General features: G+C 32.9%; 16 protein-coding genes. 13 read left to right on the top strand and 3 right to left on the bottom strand.

Going from position 1 to position 15,018, the window contains the following annotated elements; genetic code table 11:
* Positions 1 to 2: 2 nt before the first annotated feature.
* A complete protein-coding gene (locus ACFSR1_RS11420) occupies positions 3 to 1,325 on the bottom strand; it encodes a M16 family metallopeptidase (protein WP_378292564.1) in 1,323 nt (440 codons plus the stop codon).
* A gap of 172 nt (positions 1,326 to 1,497) precedes the next feature.
* Between ACFSR1_RS11420 and ACFSR1_RS11415 the strand changes: the two genes are divergently transcribed.
* From ACFSR1_RS11415 to ACFSR1_RS11400, 4 genes are all read left to right on the top strand, one after another.
* Positions 1,498 to 1,971 (top strand): DUF4199 domain-containing protein, encoded by a 474-nt coding sequence (locus ACFSR1_RS11415; RefSeq protein WP_378292562.1) that lies wholly within the window; start codon positions 1,498 to 1,500, stop codon positions 1,969 to 1,971.
* A 97-nt stretch (positions 1,972 to 2,068) separates the two neighbouring features.
* Positions 2,069 to 2,758, top strand: a complete 690-nt coding sequence (rplU, locus tag ACFSR1_RS11410) for a 50S ribosomal protein L21 (RefSeq protein ID WP_378292560.1) — start codon at positions 2,069 to 2,071, stop codon at positions 2,756 to 2,758.
* Positions 2,759 to 2,802: 44 nt separating this feature from the next.
* Positions 2,803 to 3,063: a 50S ribosomal protein L27 gene (rpmA, locus tag ACFSR1_RS11405; protein ID WP_378292558.1), complete on the top strand. Its 261-nt coding sequence runs from the start codon at positions 2,803 to 2,805 to the stop codon at positions 3,061 to 3,063.
* A gap of 753 nt (positions 3,064 to 3,816) precedes the next feature.
* Entirely contained in the window at positions 3,817 to 4,155 is a 339-nt protein-coding gene (locus ACFSR1_RS11400) for a hypothetical protein (protein ID WP_378292556.1), read from the top strand.
* 93 nt (positions 4,156 to 4,248) lie between these two features.
* Here ACFSR1_RS11400 and ahcY read toward each other — a convergent pair whose 3' ends face one another.
* The gene (gene ahcY / locus ACFSR1_RS11395; RefSeq protein ID WP_378292554.1) at positions 4,249 to 5,565 is read right to left on the bottom strand and encodes an adenosylhomocysteinase; all 1,317 of its coding nucleotides are present in this window, start codon (positions 5,563 to 5,565) and stop codon (positions 4,249 to 4,251) included.
* A 138-nt stretch (positions 5,566 to 5,703) separates the two neighbouring features.
* On the opposite strand from ahcY, the gene ACFSR1_RS11390 reads away from it, so the two are divergent.
* From ACFSR1_RS11390 to ACFSR1_RS11350, 9 genes are all read left to right on the top strand, one after another.
* Complete coding sequence (locus ACFSR1_RS11390; RefSeq protein WP_378292552.1) at positions 5,704 to 6,336, top strand: 4'-phosphopantetheinyl transferase family protein; 633 nt, start codon at positions 5,704 to 5,706, stop codon at positions 6,334 to 6,336.
* A 35-nt stretch (positions 6,337 to 6,371) separates the two neighbouring features.
* Entirely contained in the window at positions 6,372 to 6,746 is a 375-nt protein-coding gene (locus ACFSR1_RS11385; RefSeq protein ID WP_378292550.1) for a GxxExxY protein, read from the top strand.
* Positions 6,747 to 6,846: 100 nt separating this feature from the next.
* Entirely contained in the window at positions 6,847 to 7,107 is a 261-nt protein-coding gene (locus tag ACFSR1_RS11380; protein WP_378292548.1) for a hypothetical protein, read from the top strand.
* Complete coding sequence (pnuC, locus tag ACFSR1_RS11375; protein WP_378292546.1) at positions 7,091 to 7,723, top strand: nicotinamide riboside transporter PnuC; 633 nt, start codon at positions 7,091 to 7,093, stop codon at positions 7,721 to 7,723. The genes ACFSR1_RS11380 and pnuC overlap by 17 nt, the downstream gene beginning before the upstream one ends.
* Entirely contained in the window at positions 7,684 to 8,247 is a 564-nt protein-coding gene (locus tag ACFSR1_RS11370) for an AAA family ATPase (protein WP_378292544.1), read from the top strand. The genes pnuC and ACFSR1_RS11370 overlap by 40 nt, the downstream gene beginning before the upstream one ends.
* Position 8,248: 1 nt before the next feature.
* The gene (locus ACFSR1_RS11365) at positions 8,249 to 9,814 is read left to right on the top strand and encodes a DUF4301 family protein (RefSeq protein WP_378292542.1); all 1,566 of its coding nucleotides are present in this window, start codon (positions 8,249 to 8,251) and stop codon (positions 9,812 to 9,814) included.
* Entirely contained in the window at positions 9,811 to 10,212 is a 402-nt protein-coding gene (gene arfB, locus ACFSR1_RS11360) for an alternative ribosome rescue aminoacyl-tRNA hydrolase ArfB (protein ID WP_378292540.1), read from the top strand. The genes ACFSR1_RS11365 and arfB overlap by 4 nt, the downstream gene beginning before the upstream one ends.
* 199 nt (positions 10,213 to 10,411) lie before the next feature.
* The gene (locus ACFSR1_RS11355) at positions 10,412 to 10,741 is read left to right on the top strand and encodes a hypothetical protein (RefSeq protein WP_378292538.1); all 330 of its coding nucleotides are present in this window, start codon (positions 10,412 to 10,414) and stop codon (positions 10,739 to 10,741) included.
* Between the two features lie 184 nt (positions 10,742 to 10,925).
* Positions 10,926 to 12,278: a sigma-54-dependent transcriptional regulator gene (locus ACFSR1_RS11350; RefSeq protein WP_378292536.1), complete on the top strand. Its 1,353-nt coding sequence runs from the start codon at positions 10,926 to 10,928 to the stop codon at positions 12,276 to 12,278.
* Here ACFSR1_RS11350 and ACFSR1_RS11345 read toward each other — a convergent pair.
* Positions 12,275 to 14,716 carry a hybrid sensor histidine kinase/response regulator gene (locus ACFSR1_RS11345; protein ID WP_378292534.1) on the bottom strand — a complete coding sequence of 814 codons (2,442 nt, stop codon included), beginning with the start codon at positions 14,714 to 14,716 and terminating at the stop codon, positions 12,275 to 12,277. The two genes, ACFSR1_RS11350 and ACFSR1_RS11345, sit on opposite strands and share 4 nt — an antisense overlap.
* Positions 14,717 to 15,018: the final 302 nt, after the last annotated feature.

Raw genomic sequence — 15,018 nt, 5'->3', positions numbered from 1 at the left:
TCTTAGTTTTTGGCTTTTTCTTTTGGCAAATAGTCTATTACTAGTCTTTGATTTGGCTTTAGATGTCTATCAGCAACCTCTTTAATCTCTTCACGAGTAATTGAACGGTAAATCTCTATTTCTTTATTAATTAGATTAGTGTCGTTATACAGCATATTGTATCTTGCTAAAGAATTAGCAATTCCTGCTACACTCGAATTAGAGTTAACAAAGCGATTTTCAAATTTGTTTTGTAATTTTTTATAATCTTTTTCAGAAATAAGCTCCGTTCTTATTTTGGCTATTTCTTCTTCCATTTCATTAATCAAAACATCAAGTTTTGTGTCACCAACAGGCAGTGCAAAAACTAAATACATTCCATAATCTTCTTGCGGAATACTAAATGCTCCTACTTGTAATGCTTGTTTTTGGTCGTCAACTATTTTTTTATAAAGTTTAGAGCTCTTTCCATCGCTTAGATATGTAGAAATCATTTCTAGAACATAGGCATCTCTTTCTTTAAAACCGGGAGTTCTATAAGCCAGACCGGTAGCCGGTATCTGTATATTCGCATCATATGCTTTAGCATTTATTTGCTGTGTAATAGGCTCTTCTTTTGGGTAGTTTCTAACCACTTCTTCTCCTCTAGGAATTGGAGCAAAATAGTCTTCTATTAGTTTTTTAGTTTGGTCAATATTGATATCACCTGCTACAACTAATACGGCATTGTTAGGAACGTAGTATTTTTTGTTATATGCAATTACATCTTCCAAAGTGGCAGCATCCAAGTCTTTCATATATCCAATGTTTGGATCCTTATATGGATGTACTTTGAATAAGTTTTTTCCTAAAACAGGTAAAAATTGTCCGTATGGAGAATTATCATAACGGAGTCTTTTTTCTTCTTTCACAACTTCTTGCTGCGTGTCTATACCTTTTTGATCAATTACAGGGTGTAACATACGTTCTGATTCTAACCATAATCCTAGTTGTAGATTGTTAGAAGGAAAGACTTCATAGTAATATGTTCTGTCTTGAGAAGTATTGGCATTGTTTTGCCCTCCGTTAGAAGACACGATTTCAAACCATTTTCCTCTTCCTATATTTTTTGTTCCTTCAAATAATAGGTGTTCAAAAAAATGAGCAAATCCTGTACGTCCTTCTGTACGATCTTTTCCGCCTACATGATACATTACTGAAGTTGTAACAACAGGTGCGCTATTGTCTTGATGTAGAATTACGTGCAGACCATTATCCAGGTCATATTCTGTAAATTCTACTTCTTGTGCACCACCAGACACTGCTATCAAGAGTCCACAAGCGATTGTGTAAAGTTTATTTTTCATTAGTAATAATTTTGTTTATAGAATTTGTGTGCAAAGATCGCATTTTGTTACGGTTTTCGCCAGAAAGAATTATCATGTTTTAAACTACTCAATTACAATAAATTAACAGTTTTTTAAGCCTAAAAACCGCTAATAATGCATAAATTTCTGTTAATTCCAAACAATAGAAACTATGAAAAAGTCTACTATCCCCGTTAAATATGGTATTTTGATTGCAATTGGACTCATTGCGTATTTTTTGATTTTGTCTTTAATAGGGGTGCAAACGAATCCTATTTTTAGTTTAGGTAATGGAATCATTGTGGCCTTCGGTTTATATAAGGCTATGAAAGACTATAAACTCGAAAAAGGAACTACATTTGAATATCAGAAAGGTTTTATGGCAGGATTGTTCACTGGATTTAATGCTACCCTTATTTTTACTATTTTCTTTGCTATTTATGTTACGAATATCAACACTAATTTCCTTCCTGAAATGCTTGCTAACTGGAGTTCTCACTATCATGTAGGTGTTGGAATTGTAGTGTTTGTTGCGGCTATTATGGGTTTTGCGACAACATTTGTATTGACCTTATCTTTTATGCAGCTATTTAAGGATAGTTGGAATATTAAAAAAAAACATAATTCACATCCCATAAAGGCGTAAAATATTTGTCATTTAATTAATTAGCAGTATATTTGCAACCGCTTATTTTCGAATAGGCAAGTTCTTTAGATATAAAAAATTAATTAAACGTTACGCTATGTACGCAATTGTAGAGATAGCAGGGCAGCAATTTAAAGTTGCAAAAGACCAAAAAGTTTTTGTTCATCGTTTAGCAGGAGAAGAAGGAGATAAAGTCTCTTTTGACAAAGTACTTCTTACTGCAGACGGAGATCAGGTGACTTTAGGCGCCCCGGCTATAGATGGAGCTCAGGTAGGAGCAAAAATCACGAGACACCTAAAAGGTGATAAAGTTATTGTTTTCAAGAAAAAGAGACGTAAGGGATACCGTGTTAAAAATGGTCACCGTCAATCTCTTACTGAAATCATAATAGAAAGTATAGTTGCCTCTGGAGCTAAGAAAGCCGCTCCTAAAAAGGAAACTAAGAAAGCTGCACCAAAGGCTGAGAAGAAAGTAGAAGCTAAAGCTGCTGCTCCTAAAAAAGAAGAAGCACCAAAAAAAGCTGCTCCTAAAAAGTCAGCTAAAGCGGATGATCTTAAAAAGATTGAAGGTATTGGACCTAAAATCGCATCTACATTAGTAGAAGCAGGTATCGCAACATTTGCCGACTTGGCAAAGACTGACGCTGCTAAGATTTCAGAAATTATTGCTGGTGTTCGTGGAAATCACGTAACAGACACTTGGCCTGAGCAAGCAAAATTAGCTGCAGACGGTAAGTGGGATGAATTAAAGAAATGGCAAGACGAATTGGATGGTGGAAAAGCTTAATCGCTACATTCAGTTTTAAGTTTAACATATAAAACCAAGAAATTATGGCTCATAAAAAAGGAGTTGGTAGTTCTAAGAATGGTAGAGAATCAGAATCGAAACGCTTAGGTGTGAAGATTTTTGGTGGTCAAGCTGCCATCGCTGGTAACATCATTGTAAGACAAAGAGGTACAGCACATAAACCGGGTGAGAATGTTTACGCTGGTAAAGACCATACATTACACGCCAAAGTTGATGGTGTGGTTAAGTTCACAAAGAAAAAAGATAATAAATCTTATGTTTCTATAGTTCCTTTTGAAGCATAAGGATATTTTCCTTTGTAATACATACAAAAACCTTTTCAAGATATCTTGAAAAGGTTTTTTTTGTTTTGTAAAAGATTTACATATGTAAAGAACACATATTGTTTTGTATTCTTTGATAAGTTTCACGAGATTAGAATATATAGATCGAACTTTTTTTGTTTCCAAAGTGTCGCAAACGATTTCCTCGTTTTCAAAATGATCTGATACACTCTTATTAGGTTCTTTAATATTTTCGTGAATGTCGATGTTGGTGTATCTGTTTGTTAGATATTTTATCGCTTTATTATTATCAAAATAAATTCTGGTTTCTGATGTACTCCAGTCTTCTTGTGTGACTAATAGCGCTCCTGTTTGTTTGTCATAGACAGAAGTGTCATTGTCTATGTGTTCTTCGGTAAAATAGAAGAATAAAAATTTGGTCCTTAACATAATATCTATTGTGCGAGGTATAATGTCCCTCATCATACGAGTGGATAATGAGTTTTAGGTCATTGTCTTTATAATAGTAAGTTATAGGCCTTCAATACTTAAATCTTTACATGAATAAGAAATCTCTTTTTCTTTAAGCTGATTTTTTTCTTTTAATTTGGAAATTAGTACAAATTGTTTTTTAATATTTTGAATGGCATCTTTATTACTTTGTCCTAAGATGATCGAGGTGAAAAAACAAAAAGTAAAAAGTAATTTCATAGCGAACTAGCTGAAAGGAATTGCCTAAATTTATAATCCTAAATCACAAAACTGAATAAAAGTATGAAAATTTCAATAATTCGTTTTTTCTGTTGCACTCTTTTAATGTTGTTTGTAATTACAGAAACGATAGGGCAAGACATTCCTAAATATGATTATCTAGAAGTTATTGTAATACAAAAAGCTAATAATAGTGGACGAGTAAAAAGAATAAAAGTTCAGGAGCAAAAATCATTAGAAGGGAAACAGATAACGATTAAGCAATTGGAAGATTTGGAAGGAACTTCGGATTTGCTAAATTATATGAATGCTGCCAACTGGGAGTTTGTAGATCGACAGTCTATAGTGTCTGAAGAAAATGATCCTGTGTGGATGAGTTATATTTTTAGGAAAAGGAAATAAGTCAAAATAAAACCCTCACTTTTTGGTGAGGGTTATTTCTATATTCTAAAAGCGAAGCGATCTAAAAATTCAGAAACGCCAGTACGCTAAAATCTAGTATCTGTAATGTTCAGGTTTAAAAGGCCCTTCTACAGTTACACCAATATATTCTGCTTGATCATTACGAAGTTCTGTTAATTCAACTCCGATCTTAGCTAAGTGTAATTTTGCTACTTTTTCATCTAAATGTTTTGGTAGCATATAAACTTCGTTATCGTATTTTTCACTGTTTTTCCAAAGCTCAATTTGTGCCAACGTCTGGTTTGTAAAAGAATTACTCATTACAAAACTTGGATGACCTGTTGCACAACCTAGGTTTACTAAACGACCTTCAGCAAGAATGATAATATCATTTCCGTTTACGTTGTACTTGTCTACCTGAGGTTTGATAGTATCTTTCGTATGTCCATGGTTTTTGTTTAACCACGCCATATCGATTTCATTATCAAAATGTCCAATATTACAAACAATGGCTTTGTCTTTTAAGGCTTCAAAATGATGACCTTGAACAATGTCTTTATTTCCTGTTGTAGTAATAACAATGTCACTGTTTCCGATAACAGTTTCTAGTTTCTTTACTTCAAAACCATCCATTGCAGCCTGTAGTGCACAAATAGGATCAATTTCAGTTACTGTTACGATGCTCCCAGCACCTTTAAAAGAAGCTGCAGTACCTTTACCAACATCACCGTATCCACAAACAGTTACTCGTTTTCCGGCTAGCATAATATCTGTCGCACGACGAATAGCATCTACCGCACTTTCTTTACATCCGTATTTGTTGTCAAATTTAGACTTAGTAACAGAATCATTCACATTAATAGCAGGCATCGGTAATGTTCCATTTTTTACTCTTTCGTATAGACGGTGAACACCTGTTGTAGTTTCTTCTGATAAACCTTTGATTCCCTCAGCAAGTTCTGGGTAACGATCTAAAACCATATTCGTCAAATCTCCACCATCATCAAGTATCATATTTAATGGTTTGCGATCTTCTCCAAAGAATAAGGTTTGTTCGATACACCAGTCAAATTCTTCTTCATTCATTCCTTTCCAAGCGTATACTGGTATTCCTGCATCAGCAATTGCAGCAGCAGCTTGATCCTGAGTAGAGAAAATGTTACAAGAACTCCAGGTAACTTCTGCACCAAGAGCTTGTAATGTCTCTATTAAAACCGCAGTCTGAATAGTCATATGAAGACAACCTGCTATACGGGCACCTTTTAGAGGTTGCTCGTCTTTATACTCTTCTCTAAGAGACATAAGACCTGGCATTTCAGCTTCAGCTAGTTCGATTTCTTTTCTTCCCCAGGCAGCTAAGGAAATGTCTTTCACCTTGTAAGGAACATAAGGTACTGTTTTGGTACTCATAGTATCTGTTTTATGTTTATGAAGTGCAATAATTCTAGTATTTCGCACTAAATTATTCTAAATTCGTTTCCTGAAAATCAAGTCACTGATGCCCTGAATTTCAGTTTGCAAAGGTACATAATAACTTTAAGAATTCGTATGCCTCTTTACAAAACTATAACAGTAGATGAAAGTACTAATATATTGATTTGGAAGATAGAAGAGTCTTTCGAAGTTCTTTCTGAAGGAATTCAGTTAACCGATCATTGTCAGAATAGAGTGGATAACATGAAATCAGATTTGCATAAGAGAGGGTTTATGAGCGTGCGACATTTATTGGCAGTTTTTGGATATACTGATCATGACTTATATTATGATGATTTTGGGAAACCGCACCTAAAAGACGGAAAGCAGATCTCAATTACACATTCTTATGAGTACGCTGCAGTTATTATTAGCGATAAACTTGTTGGAATCGATATTGAAAAACAACGTGAAAAAATTCTCAGGATTGCCCACAAATTTGTAGCGTCAGAGCAAAAATTTGTAGACCAGCATCAAGAAGAGAAGGTACGGGTACTTACTGTTATATGGGGAGCAAAGGAGTCGTTGTATAAATTGTATGGTACGGCAGGGTTGAGTTTTGAACAAAACATTCATATTATGCCGTTTGATCTTAATTTGCCATTCACTGCCGGAAGCATTCATCATCAAGAAGAAGTGAGTCATTATGATATCACATTTTTAGAATTTGAGGGTTTTACGTGTGTTTATGCTCTGCCATATGTCTAGTTATAATCGTTAAGCCACGAATACACGAATATTTTATGGGTGATATAATACATAAAAAAGAAAGTTACGAGGTATTAGGTGCTTTGTTTGAGGTACATAATAATTTAGGAGGAGGATTTTTAGAAATTGTTTATGGAGATGCACTAGAGTATGAATTTAATCTAAGAGGAATTCCTTTTGAAAGAGAGAAACGATACGATGTTAACTATAAAGATATTGTTTTAAAACACCATTTTTATGCTGATTTTGTGGTTTACGACAAAATTGTTCTGGAAATTAAATCTGTAAAATATACACATGAAGCTCATATAGCACAATGTTTAAATTATTTAAAAGTTTCAGGAAATAAATTAGCAATTCTTGCTAATTTCGAATCTGAAAGATTGGATTATCAAAGGATTGTTTTGTAACAATTTAAAACTTAGTTTTCGGATATTATACAGAGCTAATTTTGTAACAATAATAGAGAGTTATAAAAAACATTCGTGTATTCGTGGCAAATAAATATATATGCAAGTATCAATAGAATTAACACTTACACCATTACAAAATGATTTCGAACAACATATTATTCGATTCATAAAGAATTTGAGAGCTTCTGAATTTACCGTCTTAGAAAATCCTCTAAGTACTCAGGTATATGGAGAATACGATAAGTTGATGCCGTTTCTCACAGAAGAAATTAAGAAAGCTTTTGGGGATATGGAGCACGTTTTGGTATATATGAAAATGGTGAAAAGTAACAGAAGTGATTATGAGCCAAATTTTTGATTTTTTCTTTGGTCAATATTCCGAGTATTCTACATTGGATATTTCGTTAGAAATTATCGCGGTTACATTCGGTGTAGCGAGTGTTTTTTTTGCTTGGTTTAATAAAATTTGGGTGTATCCAACAGGTCTGGTAAGTACATCGATCTACGTGTATTTACTTCTAAAATGGTCATTGTTAGGAGATATGATGATCAATGCATATTATTTTATAATGAGTATATACGGCTGGTATGTATGGACCAGAAAGGTTGATGATACGCATACAACTCCTATTTCCAGAACAAATGCTAAAGAAAAGATAGCAGAAATAGCCATTTTTGGAGCTACATTGGTTTTTGTTTATTTTGTTTACAAGGCGTTTGACAAGTGGAATGATTGGACAGCATATGTGGATACATTGACTACAGCGATATTTTTCGTTGGGATGTGGTTGATGGCAAAAAGAAAAATTGAAAATTGGATTTTTTGGATTATTGGAGATATTATTTCTGTGCCCTTATACTTTTATAAAGGATTTACTTTTTCTAGTTTTCAGTATTTGATTTTTACAATTTTAGCAATTCAAGGTTATTTAGCATGGAAGAAAAGCTTAGACAAGATGCCAGTGACTGCATAAGAATAGTGTTGTTTGGACCAGAATCAACAGGCAAAACTACTTTGTCTAAACAATTAGCACAATACTATAATGCTTCTTGGGTGCCTGAATACATGAGAGAGTATCTCCAAAAAAAATGGGATACCACAAAAGAAGTGTGTGCTTACGAAGATTTACTTCCGATTGCAGAAGGGCAAATGAAACTAGAAAAAGAGATAACAAATAAGGAGAGTAGCATAGTGTTTTGTGACACAAATTTGCTTGAGATTAAGGTGTATTCTGAAGCGTATTATAATGGATCTGTTCCCGAAAGGATACATAAATTTTCATTAGAAAACACCTACGATTTGTATCTTTTAACTTATATTGACACACCTTGGGTTCCTGATGACTTGAGAGATAAACCGAATGAGAGAGAAGAAATGTTTTTACGTTTCAAAGAAGCTCTGGATAATAACAATTGTAATTATAGTATTTTAAAAGGAGATGCGGCATCTCGTTTTAAAAAAGCAAAAGAAATTATTGACCAACTAATAAACAACTAAAGTGAATATTACTGATAAAGACATTAAACTTATAACATCCAAAGGTTTAACTGTAGAAAAAGTATTAGCTCAGATTGAGACATTTAAGAATGAAATTCCTTTTGTAGCCCTTAGAAGCGCTGCTACATTAGATAATGGAGTCTTAAAATTCTCTGAGCATTATCAGACTGAGTTGACCAAGTTATACGAGTCAAGATCTTCTAATCTTGATACGGTTAAGTTTGTACCCGCCTCGGGAGCCGCGACACGAATGTTTAAGGAGTTATTCAAATTTTTGGATAATTACGAATATGAAAAAGAAAGTTTAAACTCTTACACCAATCATGAAAAGGCAACTGCAATACGACTATTTTTAATAGGCTTAGAAAAATTTCCTTTTTACGATATAGTAATGCAAAAAATAAAGAGTTCTTATCCTAATTTTGAATCTTTATCAGAAGGAAGACAGCTCTATATTTTTATAGAAATGATGCTAAAAGAAAAAGGATTGAATTTTGGTGCATATCCAAAAGGTTTACTTCCTTTCCATAAATATTCTAATAGTATATCTACTTCTTTTGAAGAACATTTGTTCGAAGCAGCAGGATATAACAAAAATGTTACAGGAGATTCTAAATTACATTTTACGATTTCTAAAGAGCATCTTGATGCATTTAAGGATGAATTCGAAAGGATAAAGAAAAAGGTAGAGGAAAAAACAAATACTAACTTTATAATTACATATTCATTTCAAAAGCCAGAAACCGATACAATTGCCGTAGATAAAAACAATGATCCCTTTAGAACAGAGGATGGTTCATTATTGTTTAGACCCGGAGGACACGGGGCGTTAATCGAAAACCTTAATGACCTTGATTCAGATATTGTATATATTAAAAACATTGACAACGTTGTGGTTCGTAAATATCAAGATGAGGTATCTGGATATAAAAAAGTATTAGCAGGAAAACTAATTGAGATTCAGGATGAAGTGTACAGGATACTAAACGCTATAGATAAAAAGGTTCCTACAGAAGCTGAACTTAAGGATATTAAGAAGTTTTTGGTACAGCAACTTAATGTAAGATTACCTTTAGATTTTGATAAATTCTCAGAAAAATATAAGCTTCAATTTCTGAAAGAGTCATTAAACAGACCGATTAGGGTTTGTGGTATGGTAATTAATGAAGGAGAACCAGGTGGTGGACCTTTCTGGATTAAAAAAGAGAATGGAAGATTGGTTTTACAAATTATAGAAGCCCCGCAGATAAATATAAAAGATAACAGACAACGCGAAATTTTAAAAAGCGCGACTCATTTTAATCCGGTAGATTTAGTTTGTGGTGTTCGTGATTATAAAGGGAATAAATTTAATTTACTTGATTTTGTAGATCCTGATGCAGGTTTTATAACAACGAAATCCTTGAATGGCCAAGTACTAAAAGCACTGGAGCTACCAGGCTTATGGAATGGTGCAATGGCTAATTGGATTAGTGTTTTTGTTGAGGTGCCACTCACAACATTTAATCCTGTAAAAACCGTCAATGATTTATTAAAGTCAGCACATCAGGTAAAACTTTTTTCGTGAATGTTTCGGTTGTCATAGATGAGTTAAAATTTAAAGGTATTAGAAGTTCTGGTGCCGGTGGTCAGCACGTAAATAAAGTATCGTCTAAGATAGAATTGAGTTTTAATGTAATAAATTCTGAAGGTATTACCGATGATGAAAAATTACGAATTACTAACAAGTTAGCTTCAAGAATTACCAAATCAGGAGATTTGATTCTGCAATGTGGTGATACCAGAAGTCAACATAGAAATAAGGAATTGGTAATAAGTAGATTTTTAGATATTTTAAAAGCTACTCTCCATATACCAAAACCTAGAAAATCTTCTAAACCTTCCAAAGCTTCTATTAGAAAGCGACTAGAAAACAAAAAAAAGCAAGCTCAGAAAAAATCTAATCGAAAAAACCCCTTGTTATAATTGCATTTAGATTGCAAAAACGTGTAAAATTTCTACACTTTTATGTGGATTCTACAGGTTTCTACAGGTTTTTAGTTTAAAGACAAAAACATAATAACCTGAATTTCAGGTAGTTGAAATGTTTTTTTAATCAATATATTTTTTGGAACAATTATTCCTCTATACTTATTCGTAAAACAAGTGTTTACAATATAATCAAATGAAAAATTTACAAATGATCATCGCTATAGTTGTTAGTATTATTTCGGCTCAAGGAGTGGTAGCGCAAGATGAGTTAGCTGAAAATGATGGATGGGAGTTCATGGATTATGAGTATGAATTACAAGAGTATACTGAAATTGAAATCGTAGAATTGCCTATGACAATCCAGGATGCAGCTGCCAAAGATTTTGAAAACTTACGTATTTACAAAGCATATATTTCTAAGGATAATACATACAAAATTATTCTTAAAGGTAAAGATAACTACACAAAAGTTGTATTTGCAAGCGCTAATGGCGAATGGATAAAGCCAGACGACAAATCTTAAATCTAGGGGTAGAAAAGGATATCGTTTTGCAACCAAAAGACGATATAAAGTTGTTTAGTGCTAAAAAGAGACCCAATCCCAAGGGTCTCTTTTTTATTTTTTACGTTTCTTTGATGTTAGAGAAGAATTAAATGTTTTTAATGTTTAATTTTATGTAATACATTTAGAATTAAATGATATCAATATGTCCAGATTACTGATAGTTGAAGATGATGTAGCCTTTTGTACAATGCTCAAAACTTTTTTGCAAAAAAAAGGATATGAGGTATCTACTTCATTCTCCGGTAATGAAGCTGTTTTACAAATCCAGGAGCATACATTTGATATTGTGCTTACGGATGTAAGATTGCCGGATAGAGATGGTATTACTTTACTAGACGATATTAGAGCCAAGAATCCAAAGACTCAGGTAGTAATCATGACTGGTTATGCAGAGATCAATATGGCAGTTAGTGCTATCAAGCAAGGAGCATTTGACTACGTATCTAAGCCTTTTAACCCTGATAAAATACTACAGATTATCGAAAAGGCGCTAAATACTGACGTTAAAGAATCTAGAGAAAGTGATAGCAAAGCTGTAAAAAAAGACCAGGTAATTACCGCTACAAATAATTCCTTTGTAAAAGGAATCAGCGATGCTTCTAAAAAACTGAATGAGTATGTTGCCTTAGTCGCTCCTACTCGCATGTCTGTTTTGGTTATTGGAGATAGTGGGACGGGAAAAGAATATGTAGCAAGCAGTATCCATAAAGCAAGTAAAAGGGCTGACAAGCCTTTTGTGCCGGTCGATTGTGGTGCTATTCCAAAGGAAATCGCTTCAAGTGAATTTTTTGGTCATATCAAAGGGTCTTTTACAGGAGCAGTAAACGATAAAGTAGGACATTTTGAAGCTGCAAATGGTGGGACGCTCTTTTTAGATGAGATAGGGAATCTTAGTTATGAGCTTCAGGTTCAACTCTTAAGAGCGTTGCAAGAACGAAAAATTAAGCCGGTTGGTAGTAACAAGGAAGTAGAAGTTGATATACGAGTGATTGCTGCTACCAATGAAGATTTAAGTAACGCTGTAAAAGAAGGAGAGTTTAGAGAGGATTTATATCATCGATTGAATGAGTTTTCTATAAAAGTTCCTCCATTGAAGGATAGAATTGAAGATCTTATGCTATTCGCAAATTATTTTCTTGAAGAGTCTAATATAGAACTGGACAAACATGTAGTAGGTTTTGCTGATGAGGTGTTGGATGCGTTTAAAAAATATGATTGGCCCGGAAACTTAAGAGAATTAAAAAACATTGTAAAAAGATCCGTACTACTTTCTCAAAAGGATATGATTACTTTGGATATTCTGCCTAATGACGTTGCTTATGCTTCTCATAATACCAAACAAACTTATGGATTGTTTAAGAGCCAAAATGAACAGGAGTTAATTTTGGATGCTTTAGAAAAAGCAAATGGAAATAAAGCAAAAGCAGCTAGAATGCTGGACATAGATAGAAAAACACTTTATAATAAACTAAAACAGTACGATATCAGCCTTTAGTTTTTGACTTTTAGTTGATCAATCAAATCTTCTATTTTGTTGATACCTTCTTCTGTAAGTGAAAGTATTTCCTTAGTGTTAAGTTCGTAATTATCCTGGTGCTCCAGTGTATCTAAAATTGGTACGATTTCTTTGGCTTTTAGTTGCTTAAACATTGGTAACATTTTATGAGCTAATCTTTTAATTTGCTCAATCTCTTGTTTGTTAACAGCTATTTTTAGCTCTTTCACATGGTCAATTGTACTATTGCAAAAGGTTTCTAAGATAGCATAGAGTGATTCAGAATCTCCTTGAGCAAAAAGCATCAAATCGCTTAAAGAATAGTTTGCGTTTTTTTCCTGTTCAGGAATTGAATTTTCGTAATCAAGATCAACAGCATCAATTTTTAAGATACTAGCTATTAAGTCGATTAAGGCTTGTGGAGCGTATGGTTTACGAAGACTTCCCGAAAAACCAGCTTCTTCATATTCTGATGTAGTAGTGTCTGTTCTACCTGATAAAGCAATAACAGGTAAATCTTTATAGGTAGTATTATTTCTAATAGTTTTTAAAAGTTCAAAACCGTCCATTTTTGGCATTTGAATATCTGTAAGAATTAAATCATATTGGTTTTTCTTTAATAGTTCCAAAGCATCCAAACCATTTTCACAAATATCGTAGGATAAACTAATTAAGGATACCACTTCGCTGGTTAAATCTAATTGGCTATGATCGTCATCTACAATAAGAACTTTTTTATTAGTGAAATGTTGAATTTTTATAGGTTCACTTTCCTCTTCATAAATTTGAGTTTTGGCAAGCTTAATTGGAATGCAAAAAGTAAAGTTGCTACCTTGTTCAGGGTGACTTTCGAGTTTGATTTTACCATTGAGAAGTTGTATTATTTTTTTAGTAATAGCCAATCCTAATCCGAAACCACCGTATTTTTTTTCGGTATCATCATCTCCTTGAGAAAATTCTTCGAATATATGTTTTTGTTGTTCTTTGGATATTCCAATACCTGTATCTATAACAGAAATAACAAGCTCTTTTTCGGCTAGACCATTTTGCGTGATTTTACTGTCAATAGATATAGACCCCGAGTCTGTGAATTTATAGGCGTTATTTAGTAAATTGGTGAGTATTTGCTTTATCCTAAATGGATCTCCTAAGTATTGCTTGTTAAGTTCATTGTCTGAATTTATGATGATTTCTAAGTTCTTATTGTCATTAACAGGAATAATGCTGCTAATGGTATTTTCTATTAATTTCTTTGGAGAAAAAGGTAATTCTTCGATGACCATTCTACCTGCTTCTAGTTTGGATAAATCCAAGAGGTCATTAACTAAATGAAGAATATAATCAGATGATTTTTTTAGGTGATCTAAATAATGTTTTTGTTTATTATTTAATCCTGTTTTTTCCAGTAGATCAGAGTATCCAATAACCGTATTTAAGGGAGAACGAAGATCATGTGTCACAGTATTGATAAGGGATTCTCTTGTTTTTAAAAGAGATTCTTTATAGATTTTTTCTGCCTCTAATTCATTTCTATATTTTTGACTTTTTGATACATCCTTTGTGATTAAAAAAAGAAAAATGATAGCGATCAATAAACTAATAGCCGTTATGATAATAATGAAATTAGCGGTTTTATCAAGGATATTATTAGATCGCTCCATTTTTGCTACATATTCTTTTCTTTCGCTATCTTCTATGGCAGCCATTAAATCACGTAGTTGTCGGGTAATTATCTGATCGTTTTTTAATAATTTGTTTTCTCTAGCAGTAATTTGGCGCTCATATCTTCTTTCCTTTTCTTCTACTTCAATTAATACTTTGTAAAAATGATTAGCAACAGAATCTAATGTCTGATTAGTCAATCTTTCTTGATTATCTTCTTTAGACCAGTCAATTAACTTTTTAACAAGCCTTTTGGTAGCTGGATTCTGTTTTTTAATATTTTTTATTCGTTTATCTAAATCAAGATAATTACCATATTCTTTACTCGACTTTTTAAGTTGATCTATTACATTTTCCTTTAACCCTTTTTCTTTTCGCTGTTCATATATAGAAATAAGCTTTTCGAAGTTTTTGTTTTTACTATCAATAAGTATTTTGATACTATCAATTTTATTCGATTGAACTTTATCAAAAGACATTTTCCCAACTTGATCGATTGTTGTAATTATAGAATCAATCTTTATTTTATAAGCTTCAAATTTTTCAGTATCCGAGGTTTGAATGATATTTCTAGTCAAACTTTCGGCTTCATATAAACCAGTAATGGCTTCTCCAACTAGTACCAGTTTTTCATTATTATCATTTTTAATTTTGGTAATTTCTGAGTAATTACCAAACTGCCTGTAAATAACCCAGAAAGCGATAATTGCCAATAGAATTGCAAGTGTATAGCCTGCAATTATCTTTAACGTTATGGAACGTTTTGTGTTTTTCATACTATACTAACTTCAAAAAAACCGAAGCATTGTTTTTATGTCGAATAAAGTTACGATAAATCAATTAAACGTAGTATTTTTGCGGCAAAATCTCAAAGGGGTGCCGAAATCCTGAAAACAATTTTTCAAGAAGAAGCTGAGATCATACCCGATGAACCTGGGCAGGTAATGCTGCCAAGGGACAACCAAAAACGAATGGTTTTTTTAAGATCCGTTAGTTTTATAGGGAAAATGAATAGTATTGTATAGTCAGTACAATTTCTTAATCAATTTAATTTTTAACCTTAGAATAATTACCCCTT

This window comes from Aquimarina rubra (assembly GCF_042684305.1).
In the GTDB taxonomy this organism is placed as follows: domain Bacteria; phylum Bacteroidota; class Bacteroidia; order Flavobacteriales; family Flavobacteriaceae; genus Aquimarina; species Aquimarina rubra.
The sequence above is the reverse complement of the archived record's forward strand: the minus strand, read 5'-3'. Positions and strand labels throughout refer to the sequence as shown.